This is a genomic window from Schleiferilactobacillus shenzhenensis LY-73, from assembly GCF_000469325.1.
Classification (GTDB): domain Bacteria; phylum Bacillota; class Bacilli; order Lactobacillales; family Lactobacillaceae; genus Schleiferilactobacillus; species Schleiferilactobacillus shenzhenensis.
Window position 1 is genome coordinate 1 of record NZ_KI271614.1, and the last position, 22,244, is coordinate 22,244.

The 22,244-nt window shown below is 51.9% G+C and carries 26 protein-coding genes and 1 pseudogene; 26 read left to right on the forward strand and 1 reads right to left on the reverse strand.

The features are described 5' to 3' along the window. Positions 1-77: 77 nt before the first annotated feature. The 26 genes from L248_RS14035 (at position 78) to L248_RS15460 (ending at position 20,853) form a co-directional block, all read left to right on the forward strand. On the forward strand, positions 78-455 hold the full coding sequence (locus tag L248_RS14035) for a hypothetical protein (RefSeq protein ID WP_040537016.1): 378 nt from the start codon (positions 78-80) through the stop codon (positions 453-455). A 17-nt stretch (positions 456-472) separates the two neighbouring features. Then, the gene (locus tag L248_RS14040; protein ID WP_022530929.1) at positions 473-1,570 is read left to right on the forward strand and encodes a major capsid protein; all 1,098 of its coding nucleotides are present in this window, start codon (positions 473-475) and stop codon (positions 1,568-1,570) included. Between the two features lie 82 nt (positions 1,571-1,652). Continuing rightward, the gene (locus L248_RS15440; RefSeq protein ID WP_022530930.1) at positions 1,653-2,225 is read left to right on the forward strand and encodes a fibronectin type III domain-containing protein; all 573 of its coding nucleotides are present in this window, start codon (positions 1,653-1,655) and stop codon (positions 2,223-2,225) included. A gap of 15 nt (positions 2,226-2,240) precedes the next feature. Next, the gene (locus tag L248_RS15445) at positions 2,241-2,612 is read left to right on the forward strand and encodes a phage head-tail connector protein (protein ID WP_022530931.1); all 372 of its coding nucleotides are present in this window, start codon (positions 2,241-2,243) and stop codon (positions 2,610-2,612) included. Next, positions 2,609-2,944 (forward strand): hypothetical protein, encoded by a 336-nt coding sequence (locus L248_RS14055; protein WP_022530932.1) that lies wholly within the window; start codon positions 2,609-2,611, stop codon positions 2,942-2,944. Before L248_RS15445 ends, L248_RS14055 begins: the two co-directional genes overlap by 4 nt. Next, complete coding sequence (locus L248_RS14060; protein ID WP_022530933.1) at positions 2,934-3,428, forward strand: hypothetical protein; 495 nt, start codon at positions 2,934-2,936, stop codon at positions 3,426-3,428. The genes L248_RS14055 and L248_RS14060 overlap by 11 nt, the downstream gene beginning before the upstream one ends. Further along, the gene (locus tag L248_RS14065; protein ID WP_040537017.1) at positions 3,425-3,844 is read left to right on the forward strand and encodes a hypothetical protein; all 420 of its coding nucleotides are present in this window, start codon (positions 3,425-3,427) and stop codon (positions 3,842-3,844) included. The genes L248_RS14060 and L248_RS14065 overlap by 4 nt, the downstream gene beginning before the upstream one ends. A 6-nt stretch (positions 3,845-3,850) precedes the next feature. Continuing rightward, the gene (locus tag L248_RS14070) at positions 3,851-4,582 is read left to right on the forward strand and encodes a phage tail tube protein (protein ID WP_022530935.1); all 732 of its coding nucleotides are present in this window, start codon (positions 3,851-3,853) and stop codon (positions 4,580-4,582) included. Positions 4,583-4,595: 13 nt separating this feature from the next. Next, positions 4,596-5,165: a tail assembly chaperone gene (locus L248_RS14075; RefSeq protein ID WP_022530936.1), complete on the forward strand. Its 570-nt coding sequence runs from the start codon at positions 4,596-4,598 to the stop codon at positions 5,163-5,165. Between the two features lie 44 nt (positions 5,166-5,209). Then, positions 5,210-5,509, forward strand: a complete 300-nt coding sequence (locus tag L248_RS14080; RefSeq protein ID WP_155828689.1) for a hypothetical protein — start codon at positions 5,210-5,212, stop codon at positions 5,507-5,509. A gap of 1 nt (position 5,510) precedes the next feature. Beyond that, positions 5,511-10,370 (forward strand): tape measure protein, encoded by a 4,860-nt coding sequence (locus L248_RS16155; protein WP_052000092.1) that lies wholly within the window; start codon positions 5,511-5,513, stop codon positions 10,368-10,370. Continuing rightward, the gene (locus L248_RS15455) at positions 10,370-11,284 is read left to right on the forward strand and encodes a phage tail domain-containing protein (protein ID WP_022530939.1); all 915 of its coding nucleotides are present in this window, start codon (positions 10,370-10,372) and stop codon (positions 11,282-11,284) included. Before L248_RS16155 ends, L248_RS15455 begins: the two co-directional genes overlap by 1 nt. Then, positions 11,284-12,984 (forward strand): phage tail protein, encoded by a 1,701-nt coding sequence (locus L248_RS14095; RefSeq protein WP_081701341.1) that lies wholly within the window; start codon positions 11,284-11,286, stop codon positions 12,982-12,984. The genes L248_RS15455 and L248_RS14095 overlap by 1 nt, the downstream gene beginning before the upstream one ends. Continuing rightward, positions 12,974-13,555, forward strand: coding sequence for a hypothetical protein (locus tag L248_RS14100; RefSeq protein ID WP_155828690.1), 582 nt, complete (start codon positions 12,974-12,976; stop codon positions 13,553-13,555). The genes L248_RS14095 and L248_RS14100 overlap by 11 nt, the downstream gene beginning before the upstream one ends. Continuing rightward, complete coding sequence (locus L248_RS14105; protein ID WP_022530942.1) at positions 13,555-14,448, forward strand: BppU family phage baseplate upper protein; 894 nt, start codon at positions 13,555-13,557, stop codon at positions 14,446-14,448. The genes L248_RS14100 and L248_RS14105 overlap by 1 nt, the downstream gene beginning before the upstream one ends. Before the next feature lie 11 nt (positions 14,449-14,459). Beyond that, positions 14,460-15,551, forward strand: a complete 1,092-nt coding sequence (locus L248_RS14110) for a hypothetical protein (RefSeq protein WP_022530943.1) — start codon at positions 14,460-14,462, stop codon at positions 15,549-15,551. 10 nt (positions 15,552-15,561) lie between these two features. Further along, positions 15,562-15,873, forward strand: a complete 312-nt coding sequence (locus L248_RS14115; protein ID WP_022530944.1) for a hypothetical protein — start codon at positions 15,562-15,564, stop codon at positions 15,871-15,873. Beyond that, on the forward strand, positions 15,873-16,037 hold the full coding sequence (locus tag L248_RS15685; protein WP_022530945.1) for an XkdX family protein: 165 nt from the start codon (positions 15,873-15,875) through the stop codon (positions 16,035-16,037). Before L248_RS14115 ends, L248_RS15685 begins: the two co-directional genes overlap by 1 nt. Before the next feature lie 72 nt (positions 16,038-16,109). Then, positions 16,110-17,450 carry a hypothetical protein gene (locus tag L248_RS14120; protein WP_022530946.1) on the forward strand — a complete coding sequence of 447 codons (1,341 nt, stop codon included), beginning with the start codon at positions 16,110-16,112 and terminating at the stop codon, positions 17,448-17,450. An 8-nt stretch (positions 17,451-17,458) separates the two neighbouring features. Next, the gene (locus tag L248_RS14125; RefSeq protein WP_040537018.1) at positions 17,459-17,890 is read left to right on the forward strand and encodes a hypothetical protein; all 432 of its coding nucleotides are present in this window, start codon (positions 17,459-17,461) and stop codon (positions 17,888-17,890) included. A 14-nt stretch (positions 17,891-17,904) separates the two neighbouring features. Beyond that, positions 17,905-18,330 (forward strand): pyocin knob domain-containing protein, encoded by a 426-nt coding sequence (locus L248_RS14130; protein ID WP_040537019.1) that lies wholly within the window; start codon positions 17,905-17,907, stop codon positions 18,328-18,330. Next, positions 18,327-18,782: a hypothetical protein gene (locus L248_RS14135; protein ID WP_022530949.1), complete on the forward strand. Its 456-nt coding sequence runs from the start codon at positions 18,327-18,329 to the stop codon at positions 18,780-18,782. Before L248_RS14130 ends, L248_RS14135 begins: the two co-directional genes overlap by 4 nt. An 11-nt stretch (positions 18,783-18,793) precedes the next feature. Next, a complete protein-coding gene (locus L248_RS14140) occupies positions 18,794-19,087 on the forward strand; it encodes a hypothetical protein (RefSeq protein WP_022530950.1) in 294 nt (97 codons plus the stop codon). After that, positions 19,077-19,406: a hypothetical protein gene (locus L248_RS14145; RefSeq protein WP_155828691.1), complete on the forward strand. Its 330-nt coding sequence runs from the start codon at positions 19,077-19,079 to the stop codon at positions 19,404-19,406. Before L248_RS14140 ends, L248_RS14145 begins: the two co-directional genes overlap by 11 nt. Further along, positions 19,384-19,929: a phage holin gene (locus L248_RS14150; protein ID WP_022530952.1), complete on the forward strand. Its 546-nt coding sequence runs from the start codon at positions 19,384-19,386 to the stop codon at positions 19,927-19,929. Before L248_RS14145 ends, L248_RS14150 begins: the two co-directional genes overlap by 23 nt. 12 nt (positions 19,930-19,941) lie before the next feature. Beyond that, positions 19,942-20,853: a glycoside hydrolase family 73 protein gene (locus L248_RS15460; RefSeq protein ID WP_022530953.1), complete on the forward strand. Its 912-nt coding sequence runs from the start codon at positions 19,942-19,944 to the stop codon at positions 20,851-20,853. Positions 20,854-21,782: 929 nt separating this feature from the next. On the opposite strand, the pseudogene L248_RS14160 reads toward L248_RS15460, so the two are convergent. Beyond that, a pseudogene (locus L248_RS14160) lies at positions 21,783-22,187 on the reverse strand (MIP/aquaporin family protein); the annotation flags it as partial. Between the last annotated feature and the right edge of the window lie 57 nt (positions 22,188-22,244).

The following is a 22,244-nucleotide window of genomic DNA, read 5'->3' on the forward strand; positions in this document are numbered from 1 at the left end:
CGGTCCAAGTGGATTGGTCTAGCTCAACGGCCGTTGCACTTCAATTTTAAATCCGGCCAAATAGGAGGTAGAAACAAATGGCTGTAAAGACATATGCATCCAGCAACCAGATTTTGGGCTTCGTAATGCCGCATGCTGCGTTATCCATTCTGGTTAATGACGCAGGTGTGACCGCAGACCCGCAGACCGGCAAGAAAATCATTCCTGCCGGCACACCCGTTGGCGGCCCAGATACATTCTATGAAAATGAGCAAACCGTGCTCTCGGTGGTGAGTGATGCCACCGCTAAGGGTGTTTTGCAACACGATGTGGACGTGACCAGCGGTCAAGGCAATGGCTCGCTGCTGATCTTTGGCTTCGTCAACGAAAATCGTCTGGCGGACGGTGTGACCATTCCGGACGCGGTGAAGACCGCACTTAACGGCAAGGTAACGTTCTTCCGTCGGAACAATTAAGAGAGGTGTAGATACAAATGGCAAATTCTATTTTTGACTCAATTCAAGCGCCGGTCATTGCCACCTATTGGCAAAACCTACCGCAGACAGAACAGCCCTACCTGGGCGATGCACTGTTTCCGGCGGCCCGTTCGATCGGCACTGATTTGAAATGGCTGAAGGGTGCTTCTGGTGCACCAATCGCATTGCGGCCGTCTGCATTCGACGTGGAAGCCATTCCGCGCGCACGGCGTGGCTTCACTGAGGTCTCTGAAAAGATGATCTACTACAAGGAATCCGGCTATATCGATGAAGAGCTGCGGCAGCAGTTACTGCAAGTGCAGAATGCCCAACCGGCATACGCGCAAGTGATTCTGGGCCGGATTATGGATGACCAAACCGCTCTGCTTCGTGGTGCCGCATTGGCCCGCGAACTCGTGCGGATGCAAGCCCTGACCACTGGGAAAGCCAGCATCGTCGGCAACGACCAAGCCTACACCGTGGACTACTACCTGCCGAAAGACCACATCGCACCCGCAAAGGCTGCATGGGCTGATGACAAGTCTATTCCGTCTGACGACATTGACAATGCCATCACCACGATCGGCAACGACACGGGTGTGACCATTACACGGGCGGTGATGAACCGGAAGACCTATAACACGTTGCTGCGGAACAACACCATCAAAGCTACGCTGCTGGCAAACAACGCCAACATGGGCGCCGTACAGATTCCGCGGACTGTGCTGGATGCGTATCTGGCTGATCAGTTCGGGTTGACCATCGGGATCTATGACAAGGGCTACCAGGACGCTAACGGCAAGCTGGTTAAGTTCATTCCCGACAATCTGGTTGTGTTCCTGCCGTCAGTGAGTGTCGGCAATACGTACTTCGGCACGACTCCGGCAGAAGCGGATCTGATGGCAAGCAACGCGGCTAACGTCGCCATTGTGGATACAGGCGTCGCGATCACGACTGTCACTAAGGCTGACCCGGTAACGATTGAGACCATCGTTTCTCAGCTGGTTCTGCCGTCCTTCGAACAAGCCAACAGCGTCTACATCATGGACGTTTCTGGCGGTACCTCAGCCCCTGCTGGTGGCGACGCTGGTACGACTACCCCGGCAAAAAAATAAGCGCACCAGCCAACATCAAATCAGCCGCCAATGGTGATGGTGCTGACATTTCGGCGGACTAAATCTAAAGGAGGTTATTCAAATGGCAGATACAGCAGATCGCTCCAATGAGACACTCAATATTTACGACAAGGACAGCAAGCTCGTCGTCAAGGGTGACAAGGGCACCAAGCAAGCGGCTATCACTGGCCTCAAGCACGGTCAGAAGGTCGCTGACGGTGACTATTTGGCGACATTCCAAGATGTAACCAGCCAGGCAGAATCAGACAAGGCGCCAGTTCCTGGCTTCACCGTTGCGTCAGTTGCACCCAATGCACCGACCCTGACCGCAACCGCCGGTGACGGCAAGATTGACTATGCTATCACGGCATCAACAGACGACGGCGGCAGTGCAATCACCAAGTATGTATTGTCCTACGCTCCTGCTGGTGGCAATGTAACATCGGTTGATGTTGACCCTGCCAAGCTCAACGGCACACTGAATGGTTTGACCAACGGCACTGAATACACGCTGACCGCTGTTGCCGTCAACGCAGTAGGCGAAGGCTTGCCTTCTGGGGAAGCTAAGGCTACTCCGGTTGCTGCTAAGCCTGCTCAACCGGCTAATGCAGCCGCGACAGCTAACGGCGCAGGGGCAAACGTCAGCGCCAGCTGATAGGGGGTGAGGATCATGGCCGACGAGAAGCCAACGCAGGCACAGCAAATACTGCACGATATTAAAATCATCAACAATCAAACACAAAACGATGATAGTGTTGACGCCAAGCTTTTGATATACATCAACTTGGCAATCAAGGCTATTAATTTATATATCGGTTACAGTGGCGATTCTGTGCCACCTGAGCTCACTGGCGTGCTCACGGAACTGGCACAAGGCAAATATATCAAGTCAGGATACGAAGGCGCTCAGAGCGTCTCAGAGGAAGGCTTGTCCTTTACCTGGTCGGCCAATGATCTCTCACCGTTTATCGCGCTGCTGGACAAATATCAGCGCAACCTGACAGGCGACAAGCAGCAAGGATCGGTGATGAGCTGGTCATGATACGACAACCCGTTTACCTGATCACTGAGCACGAGGCACATTCTAATGACCTGCTGGACCACACCAAGGTATCAGAGTTTAAGCTGTACCCGGATGCCTATGTCAATGACATGGGCGCCAGCAAGCAATTTGCAATCTTTGGCAAGATTTACAACTCAGCCAAGGTCGTGCGGCTGCTTGGAGAATGGGATGCTAAGTACCTAGGCTTTTCGGACTATGACACGAGCAAGCCCAAGAATAATCGGTATCCAATTACCATGCGGCGCGTGCATCGTGGCAGGACCGATTTCTACGTCGTGATTTCAAAGGATGGTACTGTTAATGTGGGATAACGATCACATTCCGACAGTTGAGTTCGGCCTTAACCCGTCGTATTCGGCCGCCATTACCAGCATGAGCAACGCTTTTCGCTCGGTTGGCAGCAAGGCAGGCGTGCAGCTCATGCAGCGCACACAGTACGCCATGGACACGCACGCCAAAGCTTTCATCGAGAAGCTGGGCACGGATACGCAACAGAAAGCGCGTGAGATTGAACGCGATCAAGTTGGACATTCGAAATCCGGCTACATTCCAACCGGCAATTTGATGCGCAACATCAATCACCACGAGTCTGATGACGGTTTGACGACTCAGACATACCCGGAAGCTCAATCAAAAGACGGATACAATTACGGCCAAGCGGTGGAGTTCGGTCTTAAGGATCGTAACTATCCAGCCGATCCGTTTATGAAGCCGGCTGGCGAAGAAGTCAGCAAGAACCTGAACGGCCGCAGCCGTCAGGCACTGAATGAAGCAATGAAGGAGGCTCGCCAATGAGCCCACAGGAAGCATTGATGCGGGGTGCGTTTCAGGCGTTGCAATGGTTGGATGTATTGATCATTGACCCCGGTGCCGAAGAAAGCACAACATACCCGCAAATTGACTTGTCTATACCTAATCTCTACGACAAGCCCGAATACAAAAACGCTGATCAGATTCAGCTCACGCTGTATTGCGACATCTATGCCCGCAAGGATGAGTACATGGAAGTTCAAGACTTGGCGAACAAAGCGCTGAGTTCGCTTCGCCATCTGAGCATCGCAGAGTACCCGATTCGAACGGTGAGCTTCTCCGGCCGCAGCATGATTGATCACTCAATGGCCGAGGAACTTCAGCGGGTCAATCTGATCATCGATTACAAAGTCATTCAAAGCGCCCTGTTGGGGCGCTTTTTGAATACAGAGAAAGGATGAAATTAAATGGCAGATAACATCACAAATGTCGTTAATGGCGACAAACAGATCCTGCCGTCCACAGTCGGCCGCGACGCCGACAAGATTCTCTACTTCTGGAAACGAATTCAGAAGTACCCGCGGACTAAGAAGATTCGCATTCTGGGACTGATGGGCGCCACCTCTGGCACCAACACCCGGAACCTTTCGTCTACCCAAACCAAGACCGTAACGCTGAAAGGCGTGGGCTCGATCAACCAGCAGCGGGTCGTGGACGTCATCTTTGCCAAGGGCCAAGAAGATTTCCGAGAATTCAAGCAGGCTTGGCAGGGCGGCGAACTGATTGGTTTATGGCGGGTTGATTTCAACACCGTAACTGGTACCAAGCCTAATCGGACTGTGCAGGCTGAGTATTCCGAGTGCTACATTCCCAACCTGCCAGTTACCGAAGCACTGGGCGGTATCGAAACATCGAACATTACGTTCGAAGTCAATGGCCAAGCTGTGGATACTCTGGCCGACGGTGTTACGCCGGCAACTCTGAATGAGTCTGATTTCGAAGACGGTCAATTCGACATTGCCAACCAGTTCTACGGTTTCAAGCACGGCCAGGACATCGGGGCGGAGGACTTTCCAGACTCCGGCGTAACGCCTGCCACTGATGAACCAGGGACTGACACCGGTACCGGCAAAGTAGCTGATCCGAAGACGGTCACGGCAACTGCTAACGCAACTGGCGCCGACGTTGCTGGTCAATAGAAGGAGATAAATCATGCGGACACTTACCATCAATGGGCGCAGCTACGCGCCCCAAGTCAATTATCATTTCTCGAACGTTGCCAACAAGGAGTTGGCGACTGACAACACAACCGGCTTTGACAACGTCGTCAATGGTCTGCTTCAAGGTGACGTTGACACAATTGTTCACGCCTATCACGCGGCCATTCCCGGCGGTTCTTCGCGGCCGTCTGAAGAGCTGATTGCTGAAGCCTTGGATGCGGCCGGTGTGTTTGACTCTGAAGAATCAGCGACCAAGGAAGCTGATTCCATTCTGGAGGAAATGCAGCGTCACGGTTTTTTACGGGTCAAGATGCAGAAATTCAACAGTACAAACAAGACTTTACGCGACGTACTCAACAAGCAATTAGAGAGTATGCCCGACGATTCTACGGCGACCCAAGCAACACAACGTCTGGGCTTGGAACGGGCCGTGCAGGACGCAGACAATCAGATCGACCATCTGGCCAAGATTCTGAATCCGCAACCGCAACCGGCTCAGACAGTGCCCACCGTTCCAGCCTCTCCGCAATCGACAGCACAGACACCGACTGGAAACGCCTGATCACTGAAGCTCAAAGGTATCTGAGCATTAATGACCCCCGCGTGTTGGAAGAATACACGCCCAAGACCTATCGCGCGGCCCTGAAAGGGGCTTTTTTAGCGCAGGTGGATCGGGCCAGGCTGGCACTGGATGCCAGCATGTACATGACGCCGGTTATGCTGGCAGATGGCACCAACTATAAAGATGTTGTCTCGCAGAACAGCGCGAAACTGGACGCCAACATTCGCCAGATCAATGAGCAGTTCTCTGAAACAGCATCGCAGCAGCGTGAAATTAAGAGTCAGAAAATCACCAAGCTTGGCGGTTTGTTAGCTCAACTAGGCAAGAAGCAAGGAGGGAGCTGATTTGAACGACGTAGTTCTCCGCCAGACGGTCGAATGGGTCTTCAAAGATTCAGTTTCCTCCCCACTGGCTCAGTTAAAGCGGGAAATAGATTCTACAAAACAGGCCGCTGAACAATATAAGCAAGCTGCTCAGCAGTCCATGTCTGGAGCGTCTAGTGCTTATAAAGAGCAAGCTACGGCAGCAACCAACGCCGCGAAGGCTTCGAAAGATTCCATTTCTCAGGTCAAAGCCGACGCTGCAGGTGCAGCCAAAGCGATCAAGGACGTGCCTAAACAACATGCCACTGATTTCACGGCTAAAACCGACACCGAGAAAATCAAGCAATACCGGTCAGAAGCTGAGAAGGCAGGGAAGCCAGTCAAGACGCCATTAAGTGCGGATGACAAGGCCTCTCCAGTTCTGCAAAAATACAAGGAAAACGTGGAGTCGGCTGAAAAGTCTTCGACACGTTTTCGTGATATTGTGGCCGGTTCTTTTGTTGGTCAAGCGGCTGTTGCTGGCGTCAATGCTATTCGCAACTCATTAGCTGGGATGACCAGCGATCTGAGTTCATCGGTTGCCACGTGGTCCACGTTTGAACAGAACATGCACAACATTGGTCAGAGCAAGGAAGAAATTGCGGGAACTGAAAAGCAACTGCAAGATTATGCCGCGAAGACCATCTATTCTGCCAACGATATGGCGGCGACTTATTCACAGCTGGCTGCCGTTGGGACAAAGGGCACGACACAACTGGTCGAAGGTTTCGGCGGTTTAGCCGCTGCATCCAACGATCCGATTCAGGCCATGAAGACGTTGAGTCAGCAAGCCACGCAAATGGCTGCCAAGCCAAAAGTGCAATGGCAAGACTTTATGCTGATTCTGCAACAGTCACCGGCTGGGATGGCCGCCGTCGCGAAGACGATGGGCATGTCCACTGGTGATTTGGTTAAGAACGTTCAGGCCGGGAAGGTTGCGACACAAGACTTCTTCGACGCGATAAAGAAGACCGGTACGAACGCCAACTTCAACGCCATGGCAACTCAGTACAAGACCATGGGCGACGCTATGGACGGGTTGCGCGAAAGCTTGGTTCAGCAGTTGACTCCGGCCTGGAAGATGATGTCGAGCGTTGGGATTGGTGCAATCAGCGGCCTGTCTGACAAGTTAAGCTCAATTGATTTCACTTCTCTCGCTTCTAAAGCGATCACGATGGGTAAGGAGATTGCAGACCAGCTCAAAAGCCTAGCATCGCTCAAAGACTTCATCGTGCCATTGATTGTCGTGATCGGTCAGACCATTGAGACCGTGTTCGGCATGGCGTGGAACGTGTTGAAAACTTTTGCTATGTCTTTTGCAGCCAATGTGGAGACGCCGCTCAGCAAGTCCAAGGCGGCGGATAACGTCGGCAAGATCAAGGCAGCGTTTGACGATTTCCGCCAGGCAATTGCCCCGGTGATGAAGGCTGTCGGCGGTTTCCTCGGTGTGTTGGCTGGCAACGCAGTGTCCGGTATTCTGCGGACGATTCAAGGCATTTCCAAAGGCTTTACCGAAACCGGCAGCAGTGCCGATGATGCCAAGAAGAAAATGGACTTCAGTAGCGTCACCAAGACCATTCAAGGACTCTCACGGGGGTTCAATGATTGGTATCAAAAAATGAAGCCCATCACCAGTGATCTGGGTGAGATCTTCGGCATCGTCGTCAAGGGCGCATGGGAAGCATTCTCTGGGATACTCAAATCAATCGGTGACGCGTTCGGTATCGCCGGCTCAAAGGCCAGTGGTAGCAAGGGCGCACTCGCCACGATCAAGGGCATGCTGGACTGGCTGTTGCAACACAAAGAGGCGTTGGAAACAGTCGGCAAGATTTTAGTCGGCATGTTTGCCTTCAAAATTGCGACCGGGGCATTATCTACCGGCGTTGGGTTGGTCGGTAAGCTGGTCGATTCTGTGGCTGGCTTCAAAGGCATGTCCGGAATTCTGGATAAGGTGCTCAAATTCACCGGGTTGAAAAACCTGCAAACCACGCTGACCACTGTTCAGGGCATCTACAAGACGATGCAGAACATGACTGGGATCGGCATGGGCAAAGGCGGAGCAGCCGGCATGGGCGGCGCTATGAATTTAGGCGGCTCGCTTCAAACGATGCGTTCTGCTGGCGGTTTCGGTGGTCTATCCACGCTGGGCAAGGTGGCAACTGGTGCCGCTGGTATCGGCGTGGCTGCTAGTTCCGGTTTGGATCTGTATAGTGCCATTAAAGAGAAAAATCCAACGAAGAAATTTGAGGACTATGGCAAGAGTGCTGGCACCGCAATTGGTGGCGGCATTGGTCTATGGTTCGGCGGCCCTTTAGGCGCTGCACTTGGTGCTGAAGTCGGCAAAGTAATTGGCGGTTGGACTGGCAAAGGTGCCAAGCAGGCTGTTGACGGCTGGAATCGGGCTGCCAAAGGCATGAAGCCGCCAGAAGGAATTGGTTTCAACCGCATGGGTTACGAGGCCAAGCATGTTTCTGACACTATGGTCAAAGCGTTTGACGGGGTGACCAGCTGGCTCGGCAAGAACTGGAAGGGTATTGGCCTATTATTGGTCAACCCGGTTGCCGGCGCGGTCAAATTACTCTACGACAACAACAAAGGTTTCAAAAAATGGGTCGATGACATCTGGAAGAACGTCAAGGGCGGTTTCGACACGTTCGCTAAGAATGTGAAAGGCGCTTGGAAAAAAATCGTCGACGTTGGGAAGAACGTACTCAAGGGCGGCGCCAGTATTCTAAAAGGAATTCTGCTTGCGCCGTTCGTTTTACTAGTAGCAACGGTAGTCGGCATTGGCAAGCTGCTCAAGAAGCCCATGGAGGCTTTGTGGGGCGGCATTCAGGACGTCAATAAGAAATACCTTGCCCCGATCGGTAAGGCAATGATCAAACCGTTCACCGACTTCGGCAACTGGTTCACCAAAGACACGAAAGTCGGCAAGGCAATCTCCAAGTGGTCCTCCGGTTTCATGAAGGACGTCAAGAAGATGGGCCTGGGCGACGCGATCAAGAAGCAGTTCCAGGATATGTCGACGGCCATTGGCAAGTCGAAATTTGGCAAAGACTGGGACAAGTTCTGGGGCGACACCAACAAGACCACGACCAAGTGGGGCAAAGACTTCGGCAAATGGTGGGACAAGACGTCCACTTCATTTGGTAAAGGTTGGAACTCCTATTGGGGTGACGTTGGTGATCAGTTCAAGGATAAATGGAGTGGTTTCCACTCCGGCTACGACAAATTCGCCTCCGGTATGAATTCCTGGTGGGATAAGTATTCCACTGCGTTCGGCAAGGGCTGGAACGGTTTCTGGGGCAACGTCGGCGACTGGATGAAGGATAAATGGTCGGGTTTCCACTCCGGTTATGATAAGTTCACCAGCGGCATGAACAGCTGGTGGGATCAATTCAGCTCTGGCTTTATGAAGGGTTGGAACAGCTTCTGGGGCGGCGTTGGCGATATGTTCAAGCATACCTTTGGGAAGATCGTTGATTTTGCCAAAGACATCATGAACGGCGTCATTGGTTTCATCAACGGCGGAATAAGCGGCGTCAATTGGGTTATTAACCTATTTGGCGGCGGCAAAAATACGCTGCATGAAATTAAGAAGCTTGCCAACGGGACGCGGCAGCATGAAGGCGGACCGGCGCTGATCAACGATCAACCTGGCCCCCAATACCGGGAGCTATTCCGGAATCCCGGCGAGGGTTGGCAGTATTTTGACCAGCGTAATGTGGTTGTGCCTGATCTGAAACCAGGGGCCACGGTTGTACCGGCGAAGGTCTCTGAACCAGCGATTCAAAGCGGTCAGATGCCTCGCTATGCTGGTGGTGTCGGTGACTGGCTCGGTAAGGCTGCCGGCGCGGTTGGTAACGCCGTTGGTGGCGCGGCCAATTGGGTCAGCGGAAAGATGAGTGCGTTCGCTGGCTGGGCAAAGGACAAGGTTGAGGGTATCACAGACTTTCTAAAGCATCCTTTGCAAAACCTGGAAAAGGTTTGGGACAAAGCTGTTTCTGGCCTTTTGCCTAAAGCCGAGTTTGCCCAAGCATTTGCCCCCGCTCTTGGTCACAAATTACTGGATTCCATTGTGGACCCAATCAAAAAGCTGTTCGAGCATCAGAAGGGTGATCTAGAGGCCCAGTCGGTCGCTGGTCAGCCCAAGGCAGCCGCAGCATGGCTGCCAACGGTTAAACGATTGATGCAGGAAATGGGCGCCAATCCGCCCATGGGCATCGATGCCGAAGCCGCTGCGTTTGTGCGCGAAATTGCGCGTGAATCTGGCGGTAATGCCGGCATTAAGCAGACCGTCTGGGATAAGAACATGGCTAATGGTGATCCTGCCATGGGTCTGTTGCAGTTCATTCCGTCCACGTTCATGAGTTACGCGGTTCCGGGTCACACTAACATTCTCAACGGTGAGGACCAGATTCGGGCGACCATCAACGCCTATATGCATTCCGGCGCATGGGATCGGATCGGGACTGGCCGGCAGATCAACTTTCTGGCGAACGGCGGACACTTCACGACGCCCACCCCGGCGCTGATTGCGGAAGATGGCGATGAGTTTGTCATCAACCCGAGCAAACCAAATGCACCGTCGTTGTTGCATGGTTTAGTGGCTCGCATGACTGAGGTTCACCCGAAGCTTGACCTATCGGGATACGATGCCAACAACAATGATGATTCGAGCTCGGTTACTGACAAGTTGGATCGTTTAATTGATCTGCTGACCAGCATCGATGGCAAGGACTATTCCCCGATTCTTGATCTGGATGACGCTCACAAAAAGCTCAGCCGCAAGTCTTTGGGGGAGCGTAACATTATCGCATTCGAGGGAGGTGAGAGACAATAATGGTTCAAGTGTTTTCTAAGATTGCCCCATGGGATAAGCCACACGCTTACCGGTTCAATGAGACCAACAACATGCTGGCGTTCGATCCGGTGGAGATGTCTATTTCGACCGACGGCCAGACGTGGGAGTCGTATTATGACAACCGCGATTTAGCCGGGGTGTATCTATACGGCTGGGAGCAGCCCAATGTGATGCCAGTGGATGAGTTCAAAAAATCCACGCCGGTAGATGGTCAGATTCTGATGAATTCTAGCTTCGATAGTCGTGATCTCACGACACAGTGGATTATCTATTCTGCTGACGAAGAGGATCAGCAACTGGCTTATCAAGCCATGCAGCGCTGGCTGATGCAGCGTGGCCCATTATGGGTTTGCTTCTCCAACTCGCCCGGATACAAGTATCTGGTGCGGCCAAAGCCCTTCACGCCCACATACAACTCTGAGCGAGACATGATCGTGACCATTGTTTTCAACAACTTCACCGGGATGCGCGAATCTGTGGTCAATTCCACGGTACTCAAACAATTCGGTGAAGGGGTGTGGCAGTATGGCATGAATCTGCCAAACGCGGATGACGCTGCTTACACGTTCAGCAGCAATCAGTTTCGTGTGTGGAACCCGTCCGATGTATCGATTGAGCCATTACTGCAACGCCATCAACTGACCATTACGGTGAAAGGCAGCGGCACACCGACCATCACCAACGAGACAACCGGCGATGAGTTTGCCTATTCTCGTGATATTTCTGGTGGCACCTTGGAGTTACGTGGCGTAGACCCGTATTTCAACGGCATCAACGATGGTATCAACTCCGACCACGGTGTGATCACTTTAGCCAAAGGGTGGAATGAGATTAGCGTGACTGGCGCGACGGTCTCAGAGTGTTCCTTTGACTTTCCCTTTGTTTATCACTAATGGCTAAAGCAAGTCACACCATATTTGTGCGGGACGCTAACGACCAGTCCGAAGAATGGCTGACCGCTGCGGATATGGACAGCATCAGTGTGGCCTGGCATCTCAACGAGGATTTTTCTGTTTCATTGACGGCCTACGATCGGCCTGACACGCATGTCAGTTTCGAGATGTTGACCAATGAAAACATCATCGTTGTTGACGGTCAGCAGTTTGTCATTAAGCAGTGTTCCCCCAAGCTGGATAATGGCATGATCACCAAGGATGTGACGGCGACACACGTGTATTTCAACGCGCAGTATTGGCGGGTTTACACCAAAAATGACGGCGCACTTACGTATTCGATTCAATCGATGATGGATTACGTGTGGAGCAATAACCCGCTGGGTTTTACCTACGAGGTGCAGGGTAGCTTTTCTAACCAGATCATTACGGACTGGGGCAATTGCTCTGGTCTGGACGCGCTGCAAAAGGCAATTGACTCATTTGGCGCGGTGGTAATTCCAGATAACAAGCATTTGATTCTATACGACCAAAACTCGTATAAGCGTCAGACCGCCAAACAGTTCATCTGGACGTACAACACTTCGCAGATCGATTTGAGCGTGGATTCATCAGCAATTCAAAACGAGGCAATGTGTTACGGCGCCACCAAGGACGACAGTCACATGCAGCCGTCGGCGTCAGGTGCTTCTACTGATTCCAGTGGGTCCACGACTTCGACGCCCGTCACTGGCTTGGATGCAATCGGTACGATTCAGTATGCTGTGCCCGGCGGCAAAGGTGTACCAGTCTATGACAAGCCCGGTGGTACGCCAACCGGGCAAGTTTTAGAAAATGGCTCACGCTGGAAGGTGGGCGCATCAGTTGATTACAATGGCACCACCTGGTATCAGGTCGGCGGCTGGATCGACGGCAGTTATATCACGTTTTCTAAAGACGGCGATGTTGAGCCTAATGATCCAGTCACCAAGGTTGTCTATGGTATTGGCACCATCAAGCTTGATCAAGGCAAAACGGCTACGACGTACACCGAACCTGGTGGCAACGTGGCAGTGAAAGATCTGCCCAATGGGACGCAATGGCAAATTCTCGCTTCACGAGAAATTCACGGCGTGACCTGGTACAACGTTGGCCGTGGCGAATGGATCGACGGCAGCGTCTTTGATTTTTCTGGTAACAAAGATGTCGAGCCACAAGAGCCAAAGGACACGTCCAATGTAGGTGATGAGACCACCAATACCAAGGTCGAGTATTACTTCGACCCGTTTTTGTATCGAGATAACGACTCAATTGCAAAATGGGGCGAACGGCCTGGGCCTGATCTCACCAACGACCAGATTCAGCACCAGGACACCATGGAGGCATACGCAGCCAACACGCTGCAATCAGATCCGGTAACCACACTCACAATTACCTATGACACCACTGACGACGTGGGCAAGGGCGATGTGTGGTATCTCAATGCCAAACCGCTTGGCTTGCAAACGATGATCACGGTCAACGGCATTGAGAGGAATCCATTCCGCAATACAGCGCCGGTTTTGACGTTGGACAATGCGAAACAGACTATGAAGAACATCAATGCCGCATTGGTGGCGGATATTAAGCACGCCAAGCGATACAGCGACTTAATCAATGCCACCATTAAGCATAAGTTAATGTCACAGACACAGACGGGAAGTGATGAAAGTGGATCGTAATATTAGCGATCAAGTCGGTTGGACCGAGTTCGGCAAGCGTTCGCCACGACATCAACATGCCGAAGTGATCGTGGACGCGAACAACGATGAAGTGCTGGTGGTCACGCGTGAGCGGCCAGACGGTACGAAAGAGTCACACAAGTACAAGCTATCGGAGATTGCCTTTCCCGGCTTGCAGCTGTCTTCTATCGACAATTTGACCGGCTTGGACGGCCAGAAGATTCAGCTCAACCGATGGAGTGAGACGCTGCAAGGGCGGGCGATGAAAAACGATACTGATCAAAACTGGGAGACAATTGAGACGGCGCTCAATGCGGTGCTTGCCAACCAAAAACAGTTTGCCGACTGGCTCAACGACTTTGTAACCAAGATCAACGGCGCCGACGCAGGTTTTAAGGATTGGGCGACAACGACCGTGTTAAAGGCTCTGAGCGACAATTTTGTTGCGCAACAGATCTACACCAAGGACATTTCCAATCTGCGGCAACAGTTGATCAATTCACGCCCAGCCGCTAGTGCAGCTGGACAATATCCGGGATTGATTCAGGATTCTCAGGGAGGTGAAAGCTAATGGTACAAAGCACTTATCAAGATCAAACTGCTGGTGACCAAAACCAGTCGGCACAAGACCAGCTTGCACCAACACATGGCGACCTTCCGTTCGAGCGGCCGCTGGTGTTCTACATCGGTCACGACAAGGCGTTCTACTTGCAGCGGACGCAAACAACCGACGAAGAGACGTTCACGACGCCGCAGACGTTGCTGGAACGATACACGGATCGGCGTATTTTGCCGCCGGTGGTATTGCGTCAGGGCGAGTCTGGCATGGTTAAATTCACGTGCTTATTTCTCAATTATGATGGCACGCCGTTCGATCTAAACGGCTTGCTGGCATCGTTTGAGGGGTCTGACACTGACGGATACCCGATCGTCACGGACGAAGGTTTCGGCGCGGTGGACGCCGCCAACGGGTTACTGTCATGGATGCCGGGCCGTGAGATCACCAAGCGGGCTGGACATTTCCGCACAGCCCATTTCAAGCTAGAGACGGTTGATCGCACAGGCATTTCTATCACCTTGGATTTTGATCTGCACGTGATTCAAAACGCTGTCGCATGGCCGAAACCGGAAGCAGGTTACCTGAGTGAGTACAACCGTGGCTTGCGACAAATGTTCGAGATGCAGCGGATCTATTCTGATTCAATGCAACACCGGCTGGATGCGACGGAACTAACCATTGCCAACCGGTTGCAGCTTATGTCCGCACGTCTGTCGCAGATGAATACGCAACTTGGCAATATTCAGAACGCCATCGACAAAAACGATCTGCTCACGAAGTCAGGTGCCAAGGATCAGATCACTGATTTGGTCAAGCAGGCGCTGGCTGATGGGACGATCGACATCAACGATATTATTCAGCAGGCTGATGTTCGTAGTAGCATCAGCAAGCTTGCTGGAAACTAGGAGGTTAAAACATGGCTCAAAGTAACGATTTGACGAATACCGCCAAGGCATTACTCAACGTTAATGCACGGCTTGCAAAAGTCGAAAAGGGTGGGGCGATCGGAGGGGACACGGGTGGTGGCGGAACAACTGATCCGAACCAACCGACCATGGGAATTGGTGATGGACCATATCCTGGGGATAACCAAGCCTATCGTGATACTCAGACGCTTCTTCAGAACAATGTTGGAGTTGGTAGCGGCACTCTCCAATTGGACAAGGCAGTTCTTGGTTCTAAGTCATTAACTGATTTGTTTGATGGTCTGACCCTAAACATTATTCTCCAGAAGACGCCAGTCACGACCGGAAATAAGGGAACTGCGACCACTGTGCCAGTCGCAACCGGTACCGCAAAAGTGGCTGGGACATACGTAGTGAAACAGCCAATGCCAATCAATGCATCGGCGAGCAATCTTGTGGCTGGAAAGACACTTACAGTAAGCTTAGACGGTGTGGGGGAAGCACTTGGCAATACTCTGGTTGCGCCCACGATGACTCTCAAATTGGGGTCAGATAAAACCCAACTGGTGTTCGCTGCTACTGAGGGACATGACTATGACGCTCAGCAGAATGGTGTACTTTATGACATTCTAGTGTCCTCAATTGTTGGGTACAAAATTGGTTCCAGCATAACGATGCTGCCAGTCGGGAAAGTATTGTGGAGCGGCGAACAACACGATAGCCCCATCACTCTAGACAGTGCCTTAAATTCTGATTGGGCCAATATTCCTAATGGTATCAAGATTGTCCAGGATGGATATTTTTATACTCCACAATCTGATAGTAACTTTGCAATCAGCAAAACTCAAGGCAGCAATTTGACAATCACTCTTTCAAAGAATGAATTACAAAACAATGCGGTATTTACTTGGTCCATCAGCGAGTTATGGGGATCGAATATTTACAACTCAATCGTTACAAATAACCCGAAGGATTGGACGAACGCAAACGCCAATATTTCAATGTCTCTTTCACCTAATCAAATTGACATTAGCAAAATGAATGGTGACTCTCCTGATATTGGAAAAGTCGTTGCTCAGTTCAAATCAGTTACAGTTTTTTAGGAGGTGCAACATGTACAACTTTGTTTTGGATAAAGACGGCAATGTTGTGGGCCACACCGATCCTGAGTTTGCCCAGTTTCAAGATGGTGGTGTGACTGTTTACCCAGACCCGCAGTATCGCCCGGATCAAGATGATTTGTGGGCGATCAAGGACGGCAGCAAGATGGTTCACCGCTCAACCGGTCTCACACCCGAGGAAGAGCATCAGAAGGGTATCGCAACTGTGGCCGGTCAAGTGATGCAGGTCAATCAAACCGTGCAGACGGTTGGTAAGCAGCTGGCAAGTTTGACGGCAGAATTCATGAATGGAGGCAGCAAGTAATGATGAACTTTCCAGGGTTCGATGACGTGAAGATGTGGTTCGACTTTGGCTGGTGGGATAAGTCACTGGTCAAGCTGGCCGTAGAACAGAAGAAGATCACCGCTGACCAGTACAAGACCATCACCAGCGAGGACTATTCAGCAGTCGCTACGCCGGGAAAATAGCAGCACCAGTGGCGCCTAATTCGGCCCCAAATGACACTGGTGCAGTAATTTCCGCGGAATAGGGGTGATGGAATGGACCGCAGTATCAATGTAAAAATCAAAATCAACGACCCGTCGCATACCGTTGAGGTATCTGGCGGGCCGTTGTCGTTTAGCGACCAAGGCACGGCCAGCATCGTGTTCACGGCGTTAGACCAAACACAGATGGAGACCGGCGATTACACCGGTGAACTGCTCATGCAGATGGGCGATGGCTCCAAAATCGTGCGCCATCTGGACGTTAGTGGCAACCCATTTGTCTACGTGCTGCGTGAGGGCGATCTCATGCACACGGGCCACGTGGACGGCTATTTGCTGCTCAGCGACAAGAATAGCACGACTATCAGCTACCCGTTTTCCTTCGACATTACGGTGCCAGACGGGATCACGCAGCCGGATATTCCGCCCGTGCAAGACATCGACGACGTGTTTGAGTTGGTCAAAGCCTTGCAGCTGTTGCTCAACGGGATTCCGACCGACATTCGGTTCAAGGGGCCCAAAGGCGACTCTGACTATGATCTCGCCAAGCAAGTCAACCCCAAGTTGACGCTGGAAGATTGGCTGGAATCGCTGAAAGGTGAGTCCGCTTATCAGCTCGCCAAGGATCAGGGCTATATCGGATCGATGGCCGATTGGCTGGTGACCATCACGGCGTTCGGCCAATGGCGGGATCAAGACAAGTCGCGTAAGGACGCCACAGAAGATGATTTCTTTGACTGGCTGAGTGCGTTTGGTCTCTGGAAGCGGCAAAACAACAAGCCAGACGCCAAACCGGAGGACTTTCTGCAGGACCTGTCAGCTTACGGCTCAGCACTGCGTAATGGCTTTGCGGGCACCGAAGACCAGTGGCTGGCATCATTTTCCGCGTTAGGCTTGTGGAAGCGCCAGAACAACAAGCCGGATGCGAAGCCTGAGGACTTTTTGCAGGACCTATCAGCCTATGGTGCGGCATTGCGTAATGGTTTCGTGGGCACTGAAAGCCAATGGCTTGCTAGTCTATCCGCGTTCGGCGAGTGGAAGATTCAGACCAATCAGCCGGATGCCGGTTACAGCGACTTTATTAAAGCAATCAGTGGCCCGCAAGGCATTAAAGGCGACGGTGTACGGTTTCACGGACAACTCGATAGTAAGGACAAACTGCCGGCGACTGGTACCCAGGGCGACGCCTACACCATCGGCGGCCACATGTGGACGTTTGACGGTGATACCAAGACATGGATGGATGATGGTCCGCTGACAGTATCAGAATCCGTCATCGATGATATTGACGTCAAGCAGCAGATATACAAACTGGCTGGTGCCCAAACGGGCGATGATGAGGGCCTGACCGCTGAGCAACGGGCTGGCTTGGAACAGTATACCAATGAAAAATAGGCTAAATAATGGCAGATACAACTCCTACCACACCAAGTCCCCAAAATGACATGCAGCTGATCGCTCTAGCCATTATCAAGCTGGTTGGGACTGACAACCCTGCAATAAACAAACGCATTGATGACGCCATTGCGGCGATCGCCAGGGGCGATGGGGATACGCTCACCGCGGCCAAGCAGTATGCCGACAAAATCAAATCAGACCTTGTCAATGGTGCGCCACAAGCCTTAGATACCCTCAAAGAGTTAGCGGATAGCTTGACTGGCGACAATTCTCAGCTGGCAACACTACTGACTCAGGTCGGTGACAATGCGAAAGCCATCAAAGCCAACGGCGATACCATTGCCACCTTGAAAGCCAACACTGATCTCGGATTGTCTGACGATCAGCGCAACTCGCTCAAAGCATATGTCGGTGTACCAACGACGCCAGTCAATTAGGGTAGGTGATTGGTTTGGCTATTAATGACCTATCTTTGACAGCGTTGGCAGTGGTCAAGCTGATCATGGCGGTGCCAACGTTTCAACTCAAGGACGCCCAAGACTACTCTGGCAGTTTCGACGACCTTCAAAAATCTGGGCTGTACTGGATCACGTCGAGCACCGGTGCGCCAATTGATGGCCGCTGGTGGCTCGCATTTGTACTTGCCAATACCAGCACCGTCAACCGACGCGTGATGCAAGTCACCATCGATGACCGCAGCGGAATCATCTTTCAGCGGATACTGAGCGGCACCGATTGGAGCAAGTGGCGCCAGATAATCGATATGGATGCTCTCACAACGGCGCTTGATAAGTACCCGCCGGCATCAGACACTATTACAGACGCGGCCACTAAGACGGCCATCACAAATTTAGCATCAGGAAGCGATAAATCATGAAGAAAAAGGATTGGCAAATCATATGGTATAACGTTGCTCGTAACCGTTTCTGGGCAATTAAAGGACTGGAAACCATGGCTCTCGGTGTTTTCTTCATGTTGTCGCCGGGTTATATGCGTGATGTCAGCCCGTTTCGTTCGGCGGTCAATTATCTGGACGACCCATTGCCGGTTCTGATTCTGCTGTCGGTGGGCTTTTTTGCAGTGATATCCAGCTGCTTCAAAATGGAACCAAACTGGCGAAGAGGAACGATTGTGGTGTTGCAAATCATCTGGGCACTGTATGCAGCAGCCTTCTTGTTTCGCGACATTAATGATTTGAACCCGCCAATGGTGGGCCTAGCAACGATCCTATCCTGGTTCATCGTTATCCAGATTTATGTGGAGGGCTTGGCGGGAGAACCAAGCGACAATGAACTAGAACGGGGTGGGCAAAAACGAACGCACAACTAATTCAAGCAGCGGTGGTGGCGCTGATCACCGGCGGCCTGACCTACCTTGGGATTCGTAAGCAAGCCTCATCCAATAATGAAGGTATTTATGCGGATCACTTGGCCGGCGCGTTGAACGACGTTGATAAATATCGCCATCAGCTGGAAGACCAGAGCAAGCAGACGCTTTCTTTGCAGGCCAAGGTTGAGCGGCAGACTAAGCTCATTGAGCAGCAGACCAAGATTATCAACACATTGACCCAACAAGTCGGTGAGCTGAAAGAAGAGTTGAAAAAATATATGGGAGATGAAGAAATTGGCAACTAATGATGAGATGAAGGCCAAAGGCAACGACGGCATGGCATCAACACAAGTGATGCTGCGCGTGGCGGATATGCTTAATCTGCGCGGCTCAATTGAAGACGTTGAGCCAGCGCTGCGGGCTGCCGTAGCCCATGAACTGGACATGTACATGAATCCTCGCAAGAATACCGTGCAGATCGTGAGCGGCGGCGCTGACAGCCAGACGACCAAGGATGTCGGCACAGTGCCCGAGTTGGTGCCACAGGCACCTGTAGCGCCTGCACAGCCAGCAAACGCAGAGCCAAAGGAGGAACTAACTAATGGATCAGCAGCTGCTCAATAACATTATTCAGGCGGTGGTTTTGGTCATTGCGGCCGTGGCGTCCTATCTGTTGCGGAATCTGGCCAAGATCAAGGCGGCCACCAAGGATAATCAGGTAGCCCAGTCAACAGTCGATGTCGTCAGCAAGATTGCAAACTACGCCGTACATGAGTTGGAGTCGGGCGATCTGGACAACAAAGCCAAGCGGACGGCGGCGATTAATTTGGTGACGTCCACGCTGTCTAATCTGGGCATGCCTAGCATTCCAGACAAGGTGATTTCTGGTGCCGTTGAAGCTGCCGTGAGTGCCATGCATCTGGCGTGGAACCAGGCGGACACCGCAGCACCGGAAGATACCGACGTGAAATCACCGTCAACCAACACGATGGAGCAGACACTGTTCTATGATCCGCAATCTCAGCTGGCAATGGATGCTGACGGCGCCACCTACACGGTGACCCGACTGGGCAGCAAGGATGCCAAGCCTATTGCAGATTCAGCCAAGACTGATTCTCAGGAGCCACAATTATATTCCGCTGACTAGGGAGGTGAGCACGTGCAAGCAGCAAAATTCTTGGCCACGATCAAAGCCGGCGCGCTGCAAAGCTGGACAAAAGGCGTCTTGCCGTCGGTAACGGCAGCGCAAGCAGCCATCGAGTCCAGCTGGGGCGAGTCTCAACTGGCGCTGCCACCTAACAACAATCTGTTCGGCGTCAAGGGCAGCTACAATGGGCGGTCCGTCATGTTTCCGACCAAGGAATATTATGGCTATTGGACAACCATTTATGCAGCGTTTCGCCGGTACCCAAACTGGTCAGCGTCCGTCTACGATCATGCTAATTTCTTTGTGGATAATTCTCGTTACCACAACTTGCTAGGTGTGCGGGATTATCCGCGGTTCGCTCAGCTGGTGCAGGCGGACGGCTACGCGACGGCACCAAACTATGCCAGCAGCATCATCGCGACGATTGAGGCTAACGGCTTGGCTGCATGGGATCAAGAGGCGTTCGCCGGCAAGGGCCAATCAGGAGGTGTCAATCAAGTGGATTTCGCAAGTTTCAATACAGCACGCGACTTGAGCGGTGCACTGGGCCTGGTCTGGGTGACCAAGGACGGCGGTGCACCGGTTTACGGTGCTGCCTCTGTTGGCAGCAAGACCAGCAAGCGCGAAGCCCAGGGCAGTGCCTGGAAAGTCGTAGACGTCAAGGATAACTATTATCGCATCGGCCCGGCTGCATGGCTGGCCGTAAGCGACGTGGCTGCTCGTATCTTTGCTAATGGCTGGTACGGTGCTACTGTGGAGTTGCAGCAAGATCTGTACCCGACCCCGACGCCTCAGAGCAAGGTAGGGCTAGGCACTTCACCGCTGAAGAAGGGCGATCGTTATCTGGTCACCGGTTACGACGACGGCCACGTCAATATTGGCGGTCCTGCTTGGATACCGCTCAACTTGGTTAAAATCGTGTAGCAGTTTTTTGGGGGGCAAAAGCCCCCCCATTTTTTTGTGCGCAAAAAAAGCCTTCCACAGACGTGGAAGACTCAGGACGGCGAACGGCTATCACTCACATTCTCAGAATAGCCAAGAGCGGAAAATTATTCAAGCGGAACCCCCTAAATTTAATATTTCAATTGTGATTTGAACAGTTCTGTTGTGGTATTGCTGAGCTGAGAAGGGCATCTTATATTGACATCGAAACCATTTTCATCTGCATGCTCTAGTTAAGAACACCCCTGGGCTGACGCCTGGGGGACTATTTGTTTGATCAAAATGGCGTTATTATCTTGACAATACACTCACGACGGAACTCGAAAATCTTATCTTCAACCGGATGTATCAGAACATCGCTGACCAGGACAACCTGGAGAGCTGATTCTAACAAACTCGGTTTCGCCCATTTTCCAACATTTTGCCAACGTGCGACCGGATTTCATCAGTTTCTGTCAGTTGTGCGCAGTCTTCCTACAATTCAGCACATGCTGACAAATACCAATAGTGCCAATGCTTCTAAGCAAGCCTCAAGCTTGCTCAAATTACCTTGGAACTTGTCATCCGATTAGAAGCCTTCATGGCCGTATTGAAGACCAATGAAGAGGAAACGCACGACCGCTAGACAGCACGTGATTGGTGCGGCCAAAATAGAATGATGTGTCAATGTCAATACAAAATAACAGACCGTGTCCGCTACTCGGATACGGTCTGTTATTTATATTTAAGCGGGCAGCAACGATTGAAATACTTTAGCCAGGAGAGGAATAGCAATGCCAGCAGAAATGATGCCCATCACCCACCAAACGAGTTGTGAGATGCCGCAAATCGCGGCTGATGCCATCGCTTTGCCGGTCAATTCAGCAAACTGTATTGTAACCGATTGACCTCGCGTCTGAACAGCCGTTGGATCACATGAAAACCAACTTGTACAACCCAACCGCAGTCACACCCGCCAACATGGGGGCCGCCACTGGAATCCACGCGTATGCCCACTGGGAGTCGCCCTTGTTCTTTAAGGGAAACAAGGCATGAACGATGCGCGGTCCCAGATCCCGGGCCGGATTCAGCGCGGGGCCGGTGGGTCCGCCCAGTGATGCGACTAAGGTGCCGACAAGGAAGCCCAAGGCTAAGTGCACCGTCCCCAAGTTGTTTTGGAAGAAAGGCGCCTTCGTGATACCCAGTGCTGAAAAGAACAGGACAAAAGACCCAATAAATTCGTTAATGAAGCCGTTCAGGTGACTGCCGGTGGCATCGATCGTCGAACAAGTACCGAGGATTCTGAGCGGTTCTTCGGTCAAGTCGTAATGAGGTTTAGATTAAGAATTCCTAGGTACATGATGTCAGAACATATCTTCCGATATCATATGCCG

Coding starts and splice junctions, on each gene's coding strand:
- L248_RS14035 (WP_040537016.1), top strand. CDS start 78: ATGGCTGTAAAGACATATGCATCCAGCAACCAGATTTTGGGCTTCGTA.
- L248_RS14040 (WP_022530929.1), top strand. CDS start 473: ATGGCAAATTCTATTTTTGACTCAATTCAAGCGCCGGTCATTGCCACC.
- L248_RS15440 (WP_022530930.1), top strand. CDS start 1,653: ATGGCAGATACAGCAGATCGCTCCAATGAGACACTCAATATTTACGAC.
- L248_RS15445 (WP_022530931.1), top strand. CDS start 2,241: ATGGCCGACGAGAAGCCAACGCAGGCACAGCAAATACTGCACGATATT.
- L248_RS14055 (WP_022530932.1), top strand. CDS start 2,609: ATGATACGACAACCCGTTTACCTGATCACTGAGCACGAGGCACATTCT.
- L248_RS14060 (WP_022530933.1), top strand. CDS start 2,934: ATGTGGGATAACGATCACATTCCGACAGTTGAGTTCGGCCTTAACCCG.
- L248_RS14065 (WP_040537017.1), top strand. CDS start 3,425: ATGAGCCCACAGGAAGCATTGATGCGGGGTGCGTTTCAGGCGTTGCAA.
- L248_RS14070 (WP_022530935.1), top strand. CDS start 3,851: ATGGCAGATAACATCACAAATGTCGTTAATGGCGACAAACAGATCCTG.
- L248_RS14075 (WP_022530936.1), top strand. CDS start 4,596: ATGCGGACACTTACCATCAATGGGCGCAGCTACGCGCCCCAAGTCAAT.
- L248_RS15455 (WP_022530939.1), top strand. CDS start 10,370: ATGGTTCAAGTGTTTTCTAAGATTGCCCCATGGGATAAGCCACACGCT.
- L248_RS14095 (WP_081701341.1), top strand. CDS start 11,284: ATGGCTAAAGCAAGTCACACCATATTTGTGCGGGACGCTAACGACCAG.
- L248_RS14105 (WP_022530942.1), top strand. CDS start 13,555: ATGGTACAAAGCACTTATCAAGATCAAACTGCTGGTGACCAAAACCAG.
- L248_RS14110 (WP_022530943.1), top strand. CDS start 14,460: ATGGCTCAAAGTAACGATTTGACGAATACCGCCAAGGCATTACTCAAC.
- L248_RS14115 (WP_022530944.1), top strand. CDS start 15,562: ATGTACAACTTTGTTTTGGATAAAGACGGCAATGTTGTGGGCCACACC.
- L248_RS15685 (WP_022530945.1), top strand. CDS start 15,873: ATGATGAACTTTCCAGGGTTCGATGACGTGAAGATGTGGTTCGACTTT.
- L248_RS14120 (WP_022530946.1), top strand. CDS start 16,110: ATGGACCGCAGTATCAATGTAAAAATCAAAATCAACGACCCGTCGCAT.
- L248_RS14125 (WP_040537018.1), top strand. CDS start 17,459: ATGGCAGATACAACTCCTACCACACCAAGTCCCCAAAATGACATGCAG.
- L248_RS14135 (WP_022530949.1), top strand. CDS start 18,327: ATGAAGAAAAAGGATTGGCAAATCATATGGTATAACGTTGCTCGTAAC.
- L248_RS14150 (WP_022530952.1), top strand. CDS start 19,384: ATGGATCAGCAGCTGCTCAATAACATTATTCAGGCGGTGGTTTTGGTC.